The sequence below is a fragment of the Mesorhizobium sp. M1A.F.Ca.IN.020.04.1.1 genome, assembly GCF_003997315.1.
Taxonomy (GTDB): domain Bacteria; phylum Pseudomonadota; class Alphaproteobacteria; order Rhizobiales; family Rhizobiaceae; genus Mesorhizobium.
This window is the reverse complement of sequence record NZ_RZSN01000058.1, coordinates 1-18,085: the sequence shown is the minus strand read 5'-3', so window position 1 is coordinate 18,085 and position 18,085 is coordinate 1. Positions and strand designations below refer to the sequence as shown.

Genomic DNA, 18,085 nt, shown 5'->3' with positions numbered 1-18,085 from the left:
CCTCACGCCTTTTGACTGGTGAGGCGCTCGAGCGCATCGACGATCAGGTCGCAGAATTTCGCATGGTCGAGCTTCATCGCCACGGTATGGCGGAAATCGACCTGCTCGCTCGCCGTGCCGCCGAAATGGCGCATGCCGCCCAGCTTCTCGAAATTGCAGACCGTCATGCCCTTGGTCCACCGTCCGGCAAGCTCGACGCGGATATCGGCCTTCTCGGTGGTGAAGACGCCTGCGTCGATCATCGCCGCCACGCAGCAGGCGTCATGGACGGCGGGATAGGCTATCTGCAGCAGGCCGCCATGCGTGGTCGCAATGAATTCCCAGATGTCGAGGATGAATTTGGCGAGCGGCCCGCCGACGGCGCGCACCCTGTCCTGCAGGTCGGGGGTGGCCAAGGCCTGGTGCGTGAGGTCAAGCCCCACCATGGTGACGTCCCAAGCGGCGCGGAACACCACGTCTGCGGCCTCCGGGTCGGCATAGACGTTGAACTCGGCCGCCGGCGTGATGTTGCCGCGCGTGAAACTTCCGCCCATCGCGACGACCCGCTTCACCCGCTCGACGATGCGCGGCTCCTTGCGCACGGCCAGAGCGATGTTGGTGTAGGGCCCGACCGGCACCAGCGTGACGGTTTTCGGCTCATGCGCCATGACCGTCTCGATGATGAAGTCGACGGCATGGCGCTTGTCGAGCTCGAACGAGGCGGGCGGCAGATCCGGGCCATCGAGCCCGGTCTCGCCGTGGATCTCGACGGCCAGCACCTGGTCGATGATCAGCGGGCCGGGCGAGCCTTTCGCCACCGGCACCTTTATGCCGTAGGCCGTGCATACGGAGAGCGCATTGCGCGTGGTGTTCTCGACATTGTGGTTGCCCGAAACCGTGGTGATGCCGAGAAGGTCGATGTTCGGGTTGCCGGCCGCAAGCAGGATGGCGATGGCATCGTCGTGCCCCGGATCGCAGTCGAGGATGATCTTTTCCATGGGGGTCGCCTCTCCCTGGCCTGCGGCGATTACAGACCGGGGCCTCTGGTGACGTCAAGGTTGCCATCCGGCCGAAGCGCGATCACCACAACGGACGCTCTTGCCGCCCTGCCCTTGATGCCGCCCTCAGCGCGCCGGCCCTCCTCTCGCCCCGCTCCCCCACAGCGCCCGCGCGAACACGTTGCGCTTGCCCCTGCGCGGCGCCAGCTCCACATCGCTGACCAGCTTCGCGCCGCCTTCGCGCCGCTCCAGCGTGATCTTGCGGCTGTGGAAAGCTTCCAGCTCGGCGCGGTGGGCGACGCTGATGACGGTGACCTTCGGCAATGCCTGGACCACCGTCTGCATCATCTTGTCCTGGCTCTTCTCGTCCAGCGCCGAGGTCGCCTCGTCCAGCACGACGATGTCTGGCTCGTGCAGCAGCAGGCGCGCGAAGGCGAGGCGCTGCTTTTCGCCGCCGGAGAGCGTCTGGTCCCACGGCGCCTCTTCCTCGATCCTGTCCCGCAGGTAGCCGAGGCCGACCTTGTCGAGGGCGGCGTCGATCTCGTCCACCGTCCAGTTGTCGGCGGCGGCCGGATAGGCGACCGCGCGCCGCAGCGTGCCGGTCGGGATGTAGGGGCGTTGCGGCAACATGAACAGCCGCTTGCCGGCATGGAAATTGACGCTGCCGCCGCCCCAGGGCCACAGGCCCGCGACGGCCCGCACCAGCGTCGACTTGCCGGTGCCGGATTCGCCGGCGACCAGCACCCGCTCGCCCGGGTTGATCTCGACCTTCGTCTCCTTGACCACGCCGGTGCCGTCGTTGAGGGTGACGGAGAGATCGTCCAGGCTGAGCATGGCGCCGTTTTGCGTCTCGCCGCGCCGGATGCGCCCAAAGGACTCGCTCTCTTCGGCGCGCTCCAGCCCGTCGAGCGACATCATCAGCGAAGCGACGCGGCGCGCCGAGGCGTTCCAATCGGCCAGGCGCGGATAATTGTCGACCAGCCAGCCGAACGCGCCTTGCACGATGGCAAAGGCGGAGGCCGCCTGCATGACCTGGCCGAGCGACATCGAGCCTTCGAGGAATTTCGGCGCGCAGAGCAGCACCGGCACCACCGGCGCGAACAGCATCGACCCTTGCGAGACAATCGCGGTGCGCATGTGCTGTCCGGTCAGCAGCGCCCATTGCCTCAGCACATGGCCGAAATTCCTGTCGATTCCGCTGCGCTCCTCCGCCTCTCCGCCGAGCAGCGCGATGCTCTCGCCGTTTTCGCGCACGCGTGTCAGCGTGTAGCGGAATTCGGCTTCCGCCTGGTTCTTGCGCTCCGAAAGCTGCACGAAATGGCGGCCGATGACCACCATCGAGGTCGAGGTGATGGCGGCGTAGATGACCGCGGTGACGACGAGGAAGCCGGGGATGGTGATGCTCTCGCGGCCGAGCGGCAAGGTGAGCGCGCCGCCGATGGTCCACAGCACGACGATAAAGGTCGAGGCCGCCAGAAAGGCGTTGAGGACGCCGGAGATGAAATCGACGGGGGACTCGGTGGCGATGCGCAGATCTTCGGTGAGACGGGCTTCGGGGTTCGAGTGGTCGCCGGCGACGAGGTTCAGCTGATAGTAGCGGCCGCTGGCCAGCCAGCGCGCGATGACAGATGTGGTGAGCCAGGAGCGCCAGCGGCGCTGGATCGTCATACGCAGGTAGACCTGAACGACGACGAGGCTGGCGCTTCCGGCAACCAGCGGCACGAAGACGGCGCTCAGCATATAGACGGTGTGGACATTGCGCTGCTCGATGGCGTCGAAGAAGGCGCGGTTCCAGACATTGATGCCATACTGGAAGCCGACATTGACGCAGATCAGCACCAGCAGCCCAATCGTAAACGGCCATGCGAGCTTGTCGCCATTCCGGCCCCAGTAGCCGCGCCCGCTGATCCAGAACCGCCTAAACAGGTACTTCCTGCGCGCCTGCTCGGCCTCCTCGGGCGTCAGCTTCGGACCGGGCTCGACGGATTCCGGCGGCGGCGGCGCCGGTTCGCCGACGGCCTCCGGCGTCGCTTCGGCCGGCTCCTCGTGCTCGGGCGATTGCTTCGGTTGCGACTTCTCTTCGCGGGGTCTTTCCGGATGCAAGCTTTCCGGCGGCGACTTTTCCGGCCGCGTCTTGCCCGGGGGTGCCTTCGCTGCGCCCGTCTTTGCGGGGCGCGACTTCCCGGCACCGCGCGGCTGGGCGCCGTCGGCCGATCTTGGCTTGAGCTTTGCTTCAGACATCAGCCGACAACGGCTCAAAAATCAGAAGGTTTCACGATCTCGGCGAGAGATGTTGCCTGCCCGCTCGGGCCTCGACCTCACCTCACCCGGCAAAACCCCGCCGCGCGGCGGCCATGCCTTCCCACATCAGCTTGATCCCGAGCGCGCCGACCACGGCGCCGGCGGCGCGGTCGATCCAGTGCTTGGTGCCGAGATAGGCCGCGCGCGGCCGGCTGGAGGAAAAGGCGAAGGCGACGACCGCGTACCAGACGAATTCGTTGAGGAAGAGCAGCGGCGGCAGGACCAAGAGCATCCAGAGCGGCGGCGAGGCCGGCAGCATGGCCGCGAACATCGAGGCGTAGAAGATCGCCGTCTTCGGATTGGCGAGCTGGACCAGAAGCGCGCGACGCAGCGCCCGCCAGAACGAGCCGGCGCGCGCCGAGGCATCGTTCGCGATCTCGATCGGCTGATTGGCGCCGCGCCAGATCTTGATGCCGATCCACAACAGATAGGCGCCGCCGGCAATGCGCAGGAAAATGTCCAGCCAAGCGATCTGGACGAGCAGCGCGGTCAGGCCCGCGACCGCGATGATGGCGAAGATGAAGCCGCCGATGCCCATGCCGATCGCCGCCGCCAGGCCATCCGTACGCTCGCCGGCCACCGCGATGCGCGAGACGACGACGAAGCTCGGCCCCGGGCTCATCGCCCCCAGCAGGAAAACGCCAAGGATGGAAAGGATGGTTGCAATCTCGGACAAGGCTTCCTCCGCAGGTCGGCTGCAATTCCCTGCGCAGTACAATGCACGCGCCGCACGCCTTGTCACCATCCTGGCGGGCGATCGGCGAGCGCGAGCATGCCGAGACGGCGTCTGGTCAGGCTGGAGCCGCGCCCTATGTCTTCCGCGGCCCGTCCAGCCATCGGGCAAAACACCGCCTTTGCGGAACAGGCGGCAACTGCTTGGGTTGGCAGCCGTGTTCAGCAGTCGTACGGTATATGGCGGAAGTGCCTCTGCACACGGGGAGACTTCAGATGAAAGCTGCCGCAGAACGCGACCCTCGCAGGCGCGAGCTTTTGAAGGATCACGGCCCAGCCGGACTGGCCGCGAAGTCTGTTTCCGGCCGTGCCGCGGCCCAGCGGCGCCGACGACGCGCCGCCCACAGTCAAGACGTCCCGCCGATCCGTTCGCGCCAAGCATGATCCGTTCCAGTGCTTTCCTTCCCTAGACCGAGGCGAGGCCGCTCGCCGCTCTGGATAGGCCTGATCGCAACGCTCTCCGGCTGCGCGGGCGGGGTGCTCGACCCGCAGGGCCCGATCGGCGCGGGCAACCGCACGATCCTGCTCAACTCGCTGGCGGTCATGCTGGTCATCGTCATTCCGACGCTGGTGGCGCTGCTTTTGTTTGCCTGGATGTTCCGCGCCTCCAACCGCAACGCGCGCTACGAGCCGGAATTCACCTATTCGGGCCGCATCGAGCTGATCGTCTGGTCGATCCCGACGCTCACCATCCTCTTCCTCGGCGGGCTGATCTATTACGGATCCTACCATCTCGACCCGCGCCGGCCGATCGCCTCCAGCCAGCCGCCGCTCGACATCCAGGTGGTGGCGCTCGACTGGAAATGGCTGTTCCTCTACCCCGACCAGGGCGTCGGAACGGTCAACCAGCTGGTCATCCCGGCCGGCGTTCCCGTTCGTTTCAAGCTGACCTCGGCCAGCGTGATGAACACCTTCTTTGTGCCGCAGCTCGGCAGCATGATCTATGTCATGAACGGCATGCAGACCGAGCTCAACCTGCAGGCCGACCGCAAGGGCGACTATCTCGGCCTGTCGGCGCATTTCAGCGGCGATGGCTTCTCCGACATGAATTTCCGCGTGCGCGCGGTCCCGCCCGACGAGTTTGCGCGCTGGGCCTCTTCGCTGCATGGCGCCGGCGGCGTGCTCAACGCCCGCGCCTATGGCGAGCTTGCCAGGCAGAGCATCAACGTGCCGCCGGCCTCGTTCGGCGTCGTGCAGGACGGCCTGTTCGACGCGATCGTGCGCCAGACGCTGCCGCCCGGTCCGGGTCCCGCCGAAACCGCCGCCGGCGAACCGCAGGTAAGCCCCAAGGCACAGCCCAAGGCCGGGACGCCGGCGCCTGCCCAACAGCCGCAGCCGAAAGCGGGAGGATGACGATGCTCGGCAAGCTCGACTGGTCTGCCATTCCCCTCGATGAGCCCATCCCGCTGGGCGCCGCGCTCGTCGTCTTCCTGGCGGCCGCCGCGGTGCTGATCTGGGTCACGGTGAAAGGATACTGGCCCTATCTCTGGGACGAATGGATAACTTCGGTCGACCACAAGCGCATCGGCGTCATGTATATCGTCCTGGCGGCGCTGATGCTGCTGCGCGGCTTCGTCGATGCGGTGATGATGCGCACGCAGCAGGTGCTCGCCATCCACGGGCCAGGCTACCTGCCGCCCGAGCATTACGACCAGGTCTTTTCGGCCCACGGCACGATCATGATCTTCTTCGCCGCGATGCCCTTCGTCATCGGGCTGATGAACTTCGTCGTGCCGCTGCAGCTCGGCATCCGCGACGTCGCCTTTCCGACGCTGAATTCGGTGAGTTTCTGGCTGACGGCGACCGGCGCGCTCCTGGTCAACATCTCGCTCGTCGTCGGCGAGTTCGCCCGCACCGGCTGGCTGCCCTATGCGCCGCTGTCGGAGACGACCTACTCGCCGGGCGTCGGCGTCGACTATTATCTCTGGTCGATCCAGATCTCCGGCGTCGGCACGCTGCTCACCGGCGTCAACCTGGCGACCACCATTCTCAAGATGCGCGCGCCGGGCATGGGCTATCTGCGCATGCCGATGTTCTGCTGGACATCGCTCGCCTCCAACCTGCTGATCGTCGCGGCCTTCCCGATCCTCACCGCCACGCTCGCCATGCTGACGCTCGACCGCTACCTCGGCTTCCATTTCTTCACCAACGAAGCCGGCGGCAACCAGATGATGTTCATGAACCTGATCTGGGCGTGGGGCCATCCGGAGGTCTACATCCTGGTGCTGCCCGCCTTCGGCATCTATTCCGAGATCTTCTCGACCTTCTCATCGAAGCCGCTGTTCGGCTACCGGTCGATGGTCGCGGCGACGCTGTTCATCTGCATCGTCTCCTTCATGGTCTGGCTGCACCACTTCTTCACCATGGGCGCCGGGGCCGACGTCAATGCCGCCTTCGGCATAGCCACCTCGGTCATCGCCGTCGGCACCGGGGTCAAGATCTACAACTGGCTCTTCACCATGTATGGCGGGCGCGTGCGCTTCGACACGCCGATGCTGTGGGCGCTGGGCTTCGTCACCACCTTCATCATCGGCGGCATGACCGGCGTGCTGCTCGCCGTTCCGCCGGCCGACTTCATGCTGCACAATTCGCTCTTCCTGGTGGCGCATTTCCACAATGTGATCATCTCTGGCGTGCTGTTCGCCGCCTTCGCCGGCTTCACCTACTGGTTCCCGAAAGCCTTCGGCTTCCGGCTGCATGAGGGCTGGGGCAAGGCCGCGTTCTGGTTCACCCTTGCCGGCTACGTGCTGGTCTTCGTGCCGCTCTATATCGTCGGCCTGCTCGGCATGACGCGCCGCCTCCAGCATATCGACATGGACCTGTGGACGCCGTGGCTGGTCGTGGCGGCCTTCGGCATAGCGGTGATGATCGTCGGCGCCGCCTGCCAGGTCGCGCAGCTCGTCGTCTCGATCAGGCATCGCGACGAATTGCGCGACGAAACGGGCGACCCTTGGGACGGCCGCTCGCTGGAATGGTCGACATCCTCCCCGCCGCCCTTCTTCAACTACGCGCGGCTGCCGCATGTCGAGAACGAGGAACCCTACTGGACCATCAAGCAGCGGGCGATGGAGGAGCAAAGGCCCGGCGAGGACGAAAGCTATGAGCCGATCGAAATGCCGCGCAACAGCCCGACCGGCTTCGTCACCGCCTTCTTCAGCACGCTGATCGGCTTCGCCCTGATCTGGCACATCTGGTGGCTGGCGATCTTAGGCTTCATCGGCGCCTATATCACTTTCGTCGTCTTCGCCTGGCGAGAGCACGGCGACTACGAAGTCTCCGCGGAGGAAGTCGAGCGCATAGACCGCGACGGCAGGGCCGCACAGCTTGCCTGGCTGCGCAGACGGGAGCGCGTGGCATGAGCGACATCACGGCCGGCAGCGCGGCGCGCGATCCCTACCGGGTTGGACGGTCCGGCGGGCATGGCCATGGGGGACACGGTCATGGGGGTCACGGCCATGCGGGACACGGCCATGGCCTGCTCTCGGCGACCGGCCACGGCCAGGGCGGCCCGGCCTCGAAGTTCGTCACCGTGGCCTACGGCTTCTGGATCTTCCTCCTGTCCGACATCATCATGTTCTCGGCTTTCTTCGCGGCTTATGCGGTCCTGTCGACGGCGACCGCCGGCGGGCCATCCGGTAAGGAGCTGTTCGAGCTGCCGCGCGTTGCGGCGCAAACGGGGCTGCTGCTCACATCGAGCTTCACCGGCGGGCTGGCGACGCTCGCGACGCAGCGCCGGTCGATGGCCGCCACGCAGTTCTGGCTTCTGGTCACCGGCCTGCTCGGTGCCGCCTTCCTGTTCCTCGAGGTGCAGGAATTCGCGGTGATGGCGAGCGAGCAGGCAGGCCCTTCGCGCAGCGCCTTCCTGTCAGCCTTCTTCGCCCTTGTCGGCTGCCACGGCACCCATGTCGGGCTCGGCCTGCTCTGGCTCGGGACCATGATGGCGCAGCTCTGGGTGAAGGGCTTCCGGCCGGAAATACTGCGCCGGCTCCACTGCTTCGGCCTGTTCTGGCACGCGCTCGACATTATCTGGGTCGCCATCTTCACCCTGGTCTATCTCTTGGGAGCGTCGCCATGAGCGACATCGACAGCCGGACCGACGAGGAACTCGACCGCCGCGATTCGGCGCCGGGCGAGGAGCGCATCACCGAGCACGAGTTGGCGGGAGGGCTGTCGGGGTACCTGCTCGGCTTCGGCCTCGCGATCCTGCTGACCATCGCCTCTTTCCTCGCCGCGCAGACCGGCTTGATCTACCAGCCGGCGGTGATCTCGGCCCTGGTGGTGCTGGCGATCGCGCAGATGGGCGTGCATCTGGTCTTCTTCCTGCACCTGACCACCGGGCCCGACAACACCAACAACGTGCTCGCGCTCGCCTTCGGCGTGCTGATCGTCGCGCTGGTCGTGATCGGCTCGGTCTGGATCATGGCCCATCTCAACCTGAACATGCCTCCGATGAGCGCCCATCAGGCCAGGATGATGCCATAAGGCGGCTCAACCCGCCGGCAGAGGCGTTCTCCCGCGTGGGTCGCCACCGTCACAGCCGGCCCGATCGACGTCATGACCCCATGCCAAAAGCATGGGGTCACATCGATGTCAGAGGTTTGATAGGCTTCCGCCGATCAGTGAATGGCGATGCGTCGCGTCACCTGACCGTTGCTTTCCCAGTAAGTGTGCTTCTTGGCGATGACGGGATCGTCCATTGCGGGTTGGACCTGCCCTCCGGTACTAACGGCGCGCGAGGTGACTGTGTGCTCCCCGGCGGAGGGCTTGGGCCAGTCGACGGACCATATCTTCCAAGCGAAGTCCGCCTTTTCGGTTTCATCGATGGTCGCCGGCATCCATGGGCCGTCATCGATCTTCACCTCGACCCGCTCGATCGGCGCTCCCCAGGCCGCCCCGACGATCCGGTAATCATTGCCGATATGAGTGACCCGGGCCGGCGCAGACTTCAGGCGCGCCCTCCCGACAGAGGTTTCCATCCATACCGTCTCTCCGTTGTGCTCCTCCTCGCGCAGCGTGACATAATCGCGTCCCATGAACTGGTTCACGAAGCGTTGGTCCCTCACTTCGATACGCTTGAGCCATTTCACGTTCGCGATCCCGTACCAGCCCGGCGCAATCAGCCGCAGCGGGAACCCGTTATCGGCAGGCAAGGCAGTGCCGTTCATCTCGTAGCAGAGGATGTTTTTGGGGTCCAAGGCGTCGGCGAGCGACATGCTGCGCGCAAAGTTCTGCGCAAACTTGACGTCGTCGGCTCGCTTGATTTCACCTTTATCGGTGCCCCAGAAGACAACCTCGATGCCACTGTCGAGGACGCCGACCTCCATAAGGATCGTGGCGAGCGGCGTGCCCGCCCAGCGAGCATTGCCAATCCCGCCATTGAAGAACGGGAGGCCAGTATTGCCCGAACATTCGACCGTGAACGTGACTTCCTGGCGCGTTCGAGCCTTGATGTCGGCGAGCGTCAGGTCTGTCGGCTTTTTGACGGAGCCGCCAATTTCGAGCTTCCACGTGCTTTCGTCGATGACCGGCCGGTCGAAATGCGCGATTGAGAAGAACTTGTCGTTGGGCGTCACCCAGGAATCGAGATCCTCCCACACCAACTGATTTTTGATGACTTGCGGAACCGGGTTTGGCGGCAACTGATCGAGCCATTTGATGACTTCCTCGCCGGCCCGGGTTGGAAAAGCATAGGCAATCCGCGATTGAAAGGACGCCAGCGCCACGAGGGTTGCCCCTCCTCGAACCATGAATTCACGTCTGGGAAGGTAATGCATGATCACTTCTCCTCCAGTGAAAAGCTCAGTTCTCCTTCAGTGAGTAAATGCGAATAGCGACCGCGATCGCGCAAAGCAGAAGCCGGACGCGGCGGGCAATGATGAGAGCGCGTGGAACACCCCCCGAGTTGGAAGTGCGCCCTAGTTGAAGCGACGTCTCCCGCTCTCAATGCGCCGGCGTGTCAGGTCCGAGCCGGCGGTCTTCAAATATACGCCCTATCTGTCGTCGTGGCGAGGCCAAGGGCTGGCATCTTCGCGTCAGGACTCGATACCTGCATCGTGCTCCAAGCTTGAATGCCGCCGACGATTGATGCGTTGCATCTCGTGAGCGGCATGGACCTGGTCAGCACCGATGTCAGACTTTGGCAGGATCGGCAACCGTGACGTCCCACCAGGTCTTGACGAAGATCGGCGGGCCTGTTTGAGACTCGCGGTCAAATGGGGACACTTGCTTCACGGGGAGATGAACAGGCGGTGGGCAGGCTGTGAGGCGCGTTTTTCGATTGCTTGCCGCGGCGGTCCTGGCGGCCGGCGTGGCCGGGTGCACCAGCATTTCCTACTACGCGCAGTCGCTGGAGGGCCATGTTGAGATCATGGCGGCGCGCAAGAATGTCGGCAAGCTGATCCGCGACCCCGCAACGCCGGAGGCATTGCGCGTCAAGCTGACGTCGGCGAGCGCCATACGCCGCTTTGCCACGGATGAACTGGCGCTGCCCGAAAACAGCAGCTACCGCAGCTATGTCGACATCGGCCGGGACGCTGTGACCTTGGCGGTTTTTGCCGCGCCGCAATTCTCGCTCACGCCCGTAACATGGTGCTTTCCGGTCTTCGGCTGCGTTCCGTACCGGGGTTACTTTTCCCGGAAATCGGCGGCAGAGAGCGCTGCCGAACTGCAGCGGCAGGGGCTGGACGTCTACGTCTCGGGCGTCACCGCATATTCCACGCTCGGATGGTTCAGCGATCCGCTGCTCAGCACCATGCTGCGCCAGGACGACACCTATCTCGCAAGCCTGATCTTCCATGAGCTGGCGCATCAGAAAATCTATGTGAACGGCGACTCCGCGTTCAACGAGGCTTTCGCGGTCTCGGTCGAAACCACCGGCGTCAGGAAATGGCTCCGCGCCACCGGCAATCGCGCGGGATTGCGCCGCTACGAAGCCAATCGCAAGCGCAGCGCCGATTTTCTCGGACTGATAGCGAAAACCCGGGACGAGTTGCGGCAAGTCTATGGAAGTCCGCGTGGCCCACAGCAGATGGCCGCCGCCAAAGCAGCCACGATCGATAGGCTGCGGATGCGCTACCGGCGCATGCGCGATACGCGCTGGGCCGGATACCGGGGCTATGACGCCTGGTTCGATAGCCCGATCAACAACGCAAAGCTCGCCGCGACTGCCGTCTATGGCGAACAGGTTCCGGCGATTCTTCGCCTGTTCGACTTGTGCTCCGGCGACTATCCAAGGTTCTACGCCGCCGTTCGAAGGATCGGGAATTTGCCCGGACCTTCGCGCGCCCAGACGCTGAAGACCGTGGCGGCGTGCGATTGACCTGAACAGGCAAGGGTCGGCCGCGTACCCGACATGAGCGAAGCCAACTCGGCAGCCAATCACATCGGGCGCGCCATATGCGATTGCCCTTAGGCAGCCGCGCGGTGCCGCGACGCCCCAAAAAGGCCTCTTGCGGAGCCTCGTCGCAACAGCAGCGCCCGGTCGGCGCGCGGCCCCTAGCTCGAAAACGTCACGGTCACGCCGCGCTGGCGGAAATAGGCCTGCATCAGCTTGCGGCCCGCGCGGTTGTTGTGCGCCAGCTTGGCCGGCTCGAACACCGCCTGTTTCAGCCCTTCCCGCGCCATCGCCGCCTTGAGCGTCGCGATATGCGCATCGATGTCGGCGTTGTCCGCGCGGATCGAGGCATAGATGCTTTCGGTCGCTTCGGCCACGGTCGGTTCGCTCACTTTATGTCGTCCTTCGGTTGGTTGCGCGGCGGCTTAACCGGGCCTGAAAACAAAAACAAGGCTCCATGGGGCGCCTTTACGTTGGGTGCGATCGCGTCGGCGTAGGCGATTAAGCCGGAAAAACATTGTCGCACTCACAGCAGAACCTTGCCCTATTCTCCCCGCCAGCTGCTTGGCGTCCAACGGCTACGAAGTGAGCGCCAGCCACGCCGTGCCGAAGACCAGCGTCAACAGCGTCAGCGGCAAACCGACCTTGAAGAAAGCTGCGAAAGACAGCTCCTTGCCCGCCGCTCTTGCCTGCTCAGCCACGATGAGGTTGGCGACCGAGCCGAGCAGCGTGAAATTGCCGGCGAGCGTCGAGCTCATCGCCACGACCAGCCACGCGCGGTGGGGGTTTTCGAGGCCCGGGATGAACGGCCTCAACGCCAGCACCGCCGGCACATTGCTCATGACGTTGGAAAGGACCGCGGTGAAGCCGGAGAGCCGCCAAACATCGTCGAGACCCATATTCTTCGCCGCGGCGATCATGTCGGGGGTGAGCAGCGTGCGCTCCGCGCCCGCCACGACCACGAACAGTCCGGCGAACATGAAGAGCAGCGGGCCGTCGATCTCGCGGTAGATGCGGTGCGGCTTGATCGCGCGGGTGACGAGCAGGAAAGCGCCGGCAATGAGCGCCGCCTTGGCGACGGGCACGCCAGCGAAGAAGGCGAACGCCAGCACCACGCAGACGATCGTCGCCTTCAGCACCTGTCCCGGCAGCATGCGGCCGCGATAGACCTCGGGGGTGAGCTCGGCGGGGCGAGAGAATTCGCCGCGGTAGACGATGCGGACAATGACGATGACGGCGACAAGGCCGAACAGCGCCACCGGCGCGAGCGCCGCCGTGAAGGCCGGATAGGAAATGCCCGAGAGCGCGCCGATGACCATGTTCTGCGGGTTGCCGGTGATGGTGGCGACGCTGCCGCAGTTGGAGGCCGTGCAGGTGGCGATCAGGTAGGGAACCGGGTTGCGCCGGATGACGCGGGTGACGTGGACGACGATCGGCGCCATCACCAGGCAGATCGCGTCATTGACCAGAAAGGCCGAAAGCACTCCGGTCAGAAGCGTCACCATGACGAGCAGCATGAAGGGCGCGTGCGCATGCTCAATAGCGAAGCCGCCGAGCGCCCGGAACGCGCCCGACACTTTCAGATGCGCGACCACGATCATCATGCCGAGCAAAAGCGTGATCGTGTCGAAATTGATGGCGCGGTAGGCATCCTCCATGCCGATCGCGCCGATCGCGATCATGGCGGCGCCACCGAGCAGCGCGATGCCGGCGCGATCCAGCCTGAAGCCCGGAATACGGCCGACGGCAACGCCGGCATAAGTGGCTACCAGGATGAAAAGCGCTCCCGCACCGGTCCATGTCATTGCAGGAAATCCCGTTGCCTGCCCGCGCCCGACGGAATCTGCTCGGGCGCCCTTTGCCGGACGAGCTTTAGCAACGGCAGCGCAAAGGGAAAGGGTCGAGGGATGAAACTTTCGTCATCCGGCCGGGGCTTTTATATCTCGGATGGCTAATGTAATGTCTTGAGAAAAACAGGACCGACAATCCAGTCGTTGGGGACTAAATGGATGAACGCGGTCGTTGAAGCGGAGCATCGCGTCTCGCCAAACGAGAATCTGATGCCCTCGGCGGAATGCCGGCGCTGCCATGGCGCCAGGAAAATTTTCATTTGCGACCGCTGGGTCGCCTCCAACGGCCATTGCTGCCCGGAAGGAACGCACCGGCTGAGCTGTCCGGGACACAGTGTGATCTGCCTGGAATGCGGCGGATCGGGAGGCCAGAATGCCTGACCGGGTTCTTACCGACGTCGCGCTGACGGTCGCTTCGTCGTCCGTCCGACCGCGACAAGGCCGGTTGCGCAGACATCCTCATCGGCGTCGTTTTGCTGTTCAAAAGCCTTGCGGTGTTCCGGCGGCGAGCCATATTCGTACCGCAAAAGCGATCACTGAAAGCTGGCGCCTCCATGAAAAACCTGACGACCGCCCTTGTAGCCGGCACGATATTATGGACTGCGGGCGCCGCCGATGCGCGGCCCGACACACGCGCCATGACTTGTGGCGAGACGCAGGCGCTGATCCAGCGCCGGCATGCCGCGGTGCTGACCACCGGGCCCAACACTTATGATCGTTTCGTGCGCCAATTCGGCAATGAGTGCGACTGGCCGGAAGTCCCGATGTCGGTCGCGGTTCCGACCCGTGACGGTCCATGCCGCGTCTACCGCTGCGAGGAACCGGTCTTCGACTTTCCCGGTTGAGCGACGTTCCGACCGCGCTGTGGAACAGTTGAGGCAGCATGCGAATTGTACCGGATGGTGACACCAATGTCCCGGCTGCAGGAGGAACGGCCATGTTCGACGATGTCATGCGTAGCGGCAGCTGCCTGTGCGGCGGTGTCCAGTTCCGGGTGACCGGCGAGCCGCTGAGGGTGGGACTTTGCCATTGCAAGGACTGCCGCAAGACCAGCGGATCGGCGTATCAGGCCTTTGCCATATGGCCGCGCCAGGCATTCGAAAGCGCGGGTATCACCAGCACTTATGGCGGGCGAAGCTTCTGTCCAACCTGCGGCAGCCGCTTGCCGTCGGTTCGCGAGGACGAGGCCGAGGTGATGATCGGCAGCCTGGATGTCGTACCGACCGAAGGGCTTGAGCCCAGCTACGAATTGTGGATCGGTCGGCGCGAGCAGTGGTTGCATCCTCTGCCCGAGGCGAGCCAATTCGAGCATGACAGGACCGTCGCTGAGTCGGCGGCCGATGATGCCGAGCCGGAGACCGTGCGCGAGCCGTATCGCAAATCAGCCTAAATGCTGAATGGCAGTAAGGCTTAAGTCGCAGAGCAAGGACGCATCGGTCCAGCGAGCCGGCGCCTATGCCCGTAAACGACCGGACGCTGACCGCGAGGGCCTTGTCTTCTTCTGGAAGTCGGGCATTTTCAACCAACGGTCGGTTTGCCGGCGCGGCAGCGGCCGCTAGCATCCCCGGCGCGGCGAAAACCTTTTGGAGGCCGCTTCGGCCGGCGCGGCTCAGGCAACACCAGCATTGCCGCGCCGGCCTTACAAGATGGATAGTATGTCCAGCCCAGGCGTTGCGTCCGGGAGAATACAACTTTTGATGTTGTTTCAAGTTCGAAAGCTTCCTTCTCGCGTGAAGCACCGGCTTCATTTGCGACACGGAAATGAAAATTGTTTCGGCCAGAGAAACTTTTTCACCGTCCGTATTTCCTGGATGATGCCAACTATGCGGCGAAGCTATGCAAGCAAGGGGCAGGCCCAATCATTTTCCTGCCTTGTACAAAAACTTACCTTTGTTTCTTTTTGATTTTAAGACATAGTACTGCGAATCCTGAAACCGAACGGGGCGGTTTTCATGACACTGGCGCCTCAAGGCAGCCGCAACCTGCATCTGCGGTATCCACCGATCGACGGGTTTTGGACCTGGGACATCAAGCGCGACCGCGTCTATGGGGACGCGAATCTGTCCGCTTATTTCGACCTGACGCTCGAGGAGTTCTCGCACGGCGCGCCGCTGGAGCGGTGCATGCAAAGCATCGAGCGGGACGATCAGCCGCGGGTTCGGCTGGCGATCCGAAAGGCGATCGAGCGCAGGTCAGGTTTCCGCGAGGTCTACAAGGTCCGCTCGGAAAAGATGGGGCTGCGCAAGATCCTTGCCGTCGGCCAGTGCTATGTCGATGACATCGGCGAGGCAGCGCTCTATCCGGGCTGGTTCATCGACCTGACGCAGGATGCCGCAGGCGAGGATCACTCGCTGCGCGAAATCCACGACCATGTCGAGCAGGCCAGGGAAATCGCGCAGTCGATCGGGGACGACATGCTTTCCTACCTGCTGGACAACATCCAGGAAGAGATCCTGCAAAGGCTTGGCGAGAGATCGAGGAGGCGCAAATCGTCCTGAGGCGATCTTTGTTAGTTTCTCGGCCGGGTTCCGGGCTAGCTTCTGGGCGGAAGCCTGCCGCGCCTGCCGATCTCGGCCGTCACCATGCGCGCGAAATGCGAGTGGGGCGAGCGGCGCTCGATAAGCTTGGCTCGCTCGAGGGCAGCGTCGCCGTAGAATTCGATCAGCACGTTGGCGGCCTTGGCGGCATCGGCCTGCAGCCTGCCGAGATCGGCCTGTCCGCTCCCGCTCGCGGGCTCGCTCCTGGCAATCACGTCAAGCATGGCTTGCAGCTTGTCGGGAGTGCTGCCCTCGTCTTCATGCATAGTCGCCATCCGATTGGGGGCGTAAAATATCGACATTTTCGCGCGATGTGCAACAGCTTCATTGATCGAGCGCAGGTGCAACCGGGCGCAGCCTGGCCGCGAGCGAGCCGACAACATTCGTACAAGTATAGTCAGCCAAACTTCCACGCAGACATTGGGGGCACCGATGGACCAGCCGAGCAAAATGGAAAACCTGCAGTTTGCGCAGGGGATCTTGCGCGAGCTTCGCCAGAAGGCTGAGGCCGACGGCGAAAAGCTTCTGACCTATCTCATCGACATGGCTTACCTTGAAGCCAGCGACCGCATCCGAGCCCATTGGATCGGCCATGAAAACGAGAACCGCCGGGCCAAGGGCTAAGGCCACTGTTCCAGCCGGAGCATGCCGGCGAGGTGCGGGCTTGCGCCCGGAACGCAAGAAAGCCCGCCATGCCTTTCGGCACGGCGGGCGGGATCCTGATTGAAGGGCTGCGCAGCCCTATTTTTATGATGCGGCGGCCTTTTCGCGGACGGGAAGCTTCCAGCCCGGCCGGACGAAATGGCAGGTGTAGCCGTTGGGATAGCGCTCCAGATAATCCTGATGTTCCGGCTCGGCCTGCCAGAAGGCACCGGCCGGAGCGAGCTCGGTGACGACCTTGCCCGGCCAGAGACCCGAGGCGTCGACATCGGCGATGGTGTCTTCGGCCACCCGCTTCTGCTCGTCGCTGGTATAGAAGATCGCCGAGCGGTAGCTCATGCCGACATCGTTGCCCTGACGGTTCCGGGTCGTCGGATCGTGGATCTGGAAGAAGAACTCGAGCAGCGTGCGGAAACTGGTCTTGGTCGGATCGAAGACGATCTCGATCGCCTCGGCATGGTTGCCGTGATTGCGGTAGGTTGCGTTCGGCACGTCGCCGCCGCTGTAGCCGACACGGGTGGAGATCACGCCGGGCAAGCGGCGGATCAGATCCTGCATGCCCCAGAAGCAGCCGCCGGCAAGGACCGCGCGTTCGGAAGAAGCCATGTCAAACCTCCTTTGGATTTCTCCATAAGTGGGGATTGTGGCCCGCTTCTTCCAGCGGCTCAAGCGGCTGGAAAAAGGCGCCGGGAAAGGTCGACGGGGGAAAACGAGCCACGGCGCCGAGTCTGCCGATTGCTCGCCGGTCGGGCAAACCGGCGAGCCTCGGGCTGAGCGCCAGCTTCACTTGGGTCCTTTATCGCCCCTGCCGTTGTCGCCTCCGCCATTGTTGCCCCGGCCGGGATTCCCCCGGTCATGGCCATGGCTTTCACCACCGAGGCAATTGGCGTCGCCGACGCCGCAGCAGCGCCCAGCCCAGAGCTTGTTGGTCGGCGTGTTGTCGCATTCGTAGATCTGCTGGCCGGCCATCGCGGATCCACCCAGGGCGGATACGGCCAGGGCGGCAAGAAGTGCATTGCGAAGGATTGCAGGCATCGAAAATCTCCATGGATACACGGGTGTTCATTTGCACCGATGCGTCGCATGGCCACGCGAATTGGTTCATCGCGATTGGCAGAATTCTTGCCGGCCGGTGTCGCCAATGCTCGGGACTGATCGGCACGGCTCCCATTCCGCGCCGCTCATTCTTCTGGTGCGGGCCTGAAGCGCCGCACCAGCACCTCGAACACGATGTCCGAAATCCACATGGCCGAGACACCGATCAGGAAGGCGGCGGCTAGAGTGGTGGTGTCGTCGGCGGCGTCGGGCATCGGCAGGCCGCTGGCCTCGACCCAAGCGACCGTGGGGAGCGTCAGATAGGCGGCGGCCAAGGCGCCGCAGATCGGCGAGGCGATCATCTCGCGCAACTTGTAGCGATGGCGCGACAGTGCCCTGAGCACCCCGCCGGCGAGCCCGGCGGCCACCACTTGGCCCTTGACGCCGAGCAGATCGAAGATGTCGTGCATCAGGGCCTCCAGCCACAGAGTTTTTCGCCCTTGCGGTTGTGGGCGAGAAGCGTCCGCGCCTCCTCGTTCGACAGCGTCTCGACGGCCTTGCCGGAAAGACGCAACGGCGAGGCAACCGCGCAGAAGCCGCCCTTGGCCGTGGTGCAGCCGCAGAGCGCTGCGACGACGGCGGCGGCGATCAGTCCCTTGC

Annotated in this window: 20 protein-coding genes; 9 read left to right on the top strand and 11 right to left on the bottom strand. The window is 64.2% G+C overall.

Annotation, left to right across the window (positions count from 1 at the left end):
* Window positions 1-2: 2 nt before the first annotated feature.
* The 3 genes from EOA49_RS14255 to EOA49_RS14245 all read right to left on the bottom strand — a co-directional run bounded on the left by EOA49_RS14255 (window position 3) and on the right by EOA49_RS14245 (window position 3,900).
* On the bottom strand, window positions 3-977 hold the full coding sequence (locus EOA49_RS14255) for a nucleoside hydrolase (RefSeq protein WP_127243204.1): 975 nt from the start codon (window positions 975-977) through the stop codon (window positions 3-5).
* A gap of 126 nt (window positions 978-1,103) precedes the next feature.
* Window positions 1,104-3,218 carry an ABC transporter ATP-binding protein/permease gene (locus tag EOA49_RS14250; protein WP_127242046.1) on the bottom strand — a complete coding sequence of 705 codons (2,115 nt, stop codon included), beginning with the start codon at window positions 3,216-3,218 and terminating at the stop codon, window positions 1,104-1,106.
* Between the two features lie 82 nt (window positions 3,219-3,300).
* Window positions 3,301-3,900, bottom strand: coding sequence for a LysE family transporter (locus EOA49_RS14245; protein WP_189407202.1), 600 nt, complete (start codon window positions 3,898-3,900; stop codon window positions 3,301-3,303).
* A 503-nt stretch (window positions 3,901-4,403) separates the two neighbouring features.
* On the opposite strand from EOA49_RS14245, the gene cyoA reads away from it, so the two are divergent.
* From cyoA to cyoD, 4 genes are read left to right on the top strand one after another with little or no spacing between them, the layout of a single operon-like run.
* The gene (gene cyoA, locus EOA49_RS14240; RefSeq protein ID WP_127243203.1) at window positions 4,404-5,363 is read left to right on the top strand and encodes a ubiquinol oxidase subunit II; all 960 of its coding nucleotides are present in this window, start codon (window positions 4,404-4,406) and stop codon (window positions 5,361-5,363) included.
* Between the two features lie 2 nt (window positions 5,364-5,365).
* Window positions 5,366-7,369 (top strand): cytochrome o ubiquinol oxidase subunit I, encoded by a 2,004-nt coding sequence (cyoB, locus tag EOA49_RS14235; protein ID WP_164746829.1) that lies wholly within the window; start codon window positions 5,366-5,368, stop codon window positions 7,367-7,369.
* Window positions 7,366-8,085, top strand: a complete 720-nt coding sequence (locus EOA49_RS14230; RefSeq protein WP_095784114.1) for a cytochrome (ubi)quinol oxidase subunit III — start codon at window positions 7,366-7,368, stop codon at window positions 8,083-8,085. The genes cyoB and EOA49_RS14230 overlap by 4 nt, the downstream gene beginning before the upstream one ends.
* Entirely contained in the window at window positions 8,082-8,492 is a 411-nt protein-coding gene (cyoD, locus tag EOA49_RS14225; RefSeq protein WP_066997081.1) for a cytochrome o ubiquinol oxidase subunit IV, read from the top strand. The genes EOA49_RS14230 and cyoD overlap by 4 nt, the downstream gene beginning before the upstream one ends.
* Window positions 8,493-8,626: 134 nt before the next feature.
* Here the strand turns inward: cyoD and EOA49_RS14220 are convergent, their stop codons facing one another.
* On the bottom strand, window positions 8,627-9,784 hold the full coding sequence (locus EOA49_RS14220; RefSeq protein WP_127241092.1) for a sulfite oxidase: 1,158 nt from the start codon (window positions 9,782-9,784) through the stop codon (window positions 8,627-8,629).
* 485 nt (window positions 9,785-10,269) lie between these two features.
* Between EOA49_RS14220 and EOA49_RS14215 the strand changes: the two genes are divergently transcribed.
* The gene (locus EOA49_RS14215; protein WP_127241093.1) at window positions 10,270-11,328 is read left to right on the top strand and encodes an aminopeptidase; all 1,059 of its coding nucleotides are present in this window, start codon (window positions 10,270-10,272) and stop codon (window positions 11,326-11,328) included.
* Window positions 11,329-11,504: 176 nt separating this feature from the next.
* Here the strand turns inward: EOA49_RS14215 and EOA49_RS14210 are convergent, their stop codons facing one another.
* Entirely contained in the window at window positions 11,505-11,735 is a 231-nt protein-coding gene (locus EOA49_RS14210; protein ID WP_067325155.1) for a hypothetical protein, read from the bottom strand.
* A 186-nt stretch (window positions 11,736-11,921) separates the two neighbouring features.
* Window positions 11,922-13,148 (bottom strand): anion transporter, encoded by a 1,227-nt coding sequence (locus EOA49_RS14205; protein ID WP_127241094.1) that lies wholly within the window; start codon window positions 13,146-13,148, stop codon window positions 11,922-11,924.
* Window positions 13,149-13,747: 599 nt separating this feature from the next.
* Between EOA49_RS14205 and EOA49_RS14200 the strand changes: the two genes are divergently transcribed.
* From EOA49_RS14200 to EOA49_RS14190, 3 genes are all read left to right on the top strand, one after another.
* Entirely contained in the window at window positions 13,748-14,038 is a 291-nt protein-coding gene (locus tag EOA49_RS14200) for a hypothetical protein (RefSeq protein ID WP_067325244.1), read from the top strand.
* Window positions 14,039-14,130: 92 nt separating this feature from the next.
* Window positions 14,131-14,583 carry a GFA family protein gene (locus tag EOA49_RS14195; protein WP_067325159.1) on the top strand — a complete coding sequence of 151 codons (453 nt, stop codon included), beginning with the start codon at window positions 14,131-14,133 and terminating at the stop codon, window positions 14,581-14,583.
* 562 nt (window positions 14,584-15,145) lie between these two features.
* Window positions 15,146-15,691 (top strand): hypothetical protein, encoded by a 546-nt coding sequence (locus EOA49_RS14190; protein ID WP_127241095.1) that lies wholly within the window; start codon window positions 15,146-15,148, stop codon window positions 15,689-15,691.
* A gap of 35 nt (window positions 15,692-15,726) precedes the next feature.
* Here EOA49_RS14190 and EOA49_RS14185 read toward each other — a convergent pair whose 3' ends face one another.
* A complete protein-coding gene (locus EOA49_RS14185) occupies window positions 15,727-15,996 on the bottom strand; it encodes a hypothetical protein (protein WP_127241096.1) in 270 nt (89 codons plus the stop codon).
* A gap of 166 nt (window positions 15,997-16,162) precedes the next feature.
* On the opposite strand from EOA49_RS14185, the gene EOA49_RS14180 reads away from it, so the two are divergent.
* Window positions 16,163-16,354: a hypothetical protein gene (locus tag EOA49_RS14180; RefSeq protein ID WP_067325165.1), complete on the top strand. Its 192-nt coding sequence runs from the start codon at window positions 16,163-16,165 to the stop codon at window positions 16,352-16,354.
* A 123-nt stretch (window positions 16,355-16,477) separates the two neighbouring features.
* On the opposite strand, the gene msrA is transcribed toward EOA49_RS14180, so the two are convergent.
* The 4 genes from msrA to EOA49_RS14160 all read right to left on the bottom strand — a co-directional run.
* The gene (msrA, locus tag EOA49_RS14175; protein ID WP_127241097.1) at window positions 16,478-16,996 is read right to left on the bottom strand and encodes a peptide-methionine (S)-S-oxide reductase MsrA; all 519 of its coding nucleotides are present in this window, start codon (window positions 16,994-16,996) and stop codon (window positions 16,478-16,480) included.
* 177 nt (window positions 16,997-17,173) lie between these two features.
* Window positions 17,174-17,425, bottom strand: a complete 252-nt coding sequence (locus tag EOA49_RS14170) for a hypothetical protein (RefSeq protein WP_067325169.1) — start codon at window positions 17,423-17,425, stop codon at window positions 17,174-17,176.
* A gap of 146 nt (window positions 17,426-17,571) precedes the next feature.
* Entirely contained in the window at window positions 17,572-17,895 is a 324-nt protein-coding gene (locus tag EOA49_RS14165) for a hypothetical protein (RefSeq protein ID WP_066997047.1), read from the bottom strand.
* A partial coding sequence (locus EOA49_RS14160) for a hypothetical protein (RefSeq protein ID WP_127243202.1) occupies window positions 17,895-18,085 on the bottom strand: 191 nt, incomplete at its 5' end. The genes EOA49_RS14165 and EOA49_RS14160, both read right to left, overlap by 1 nt.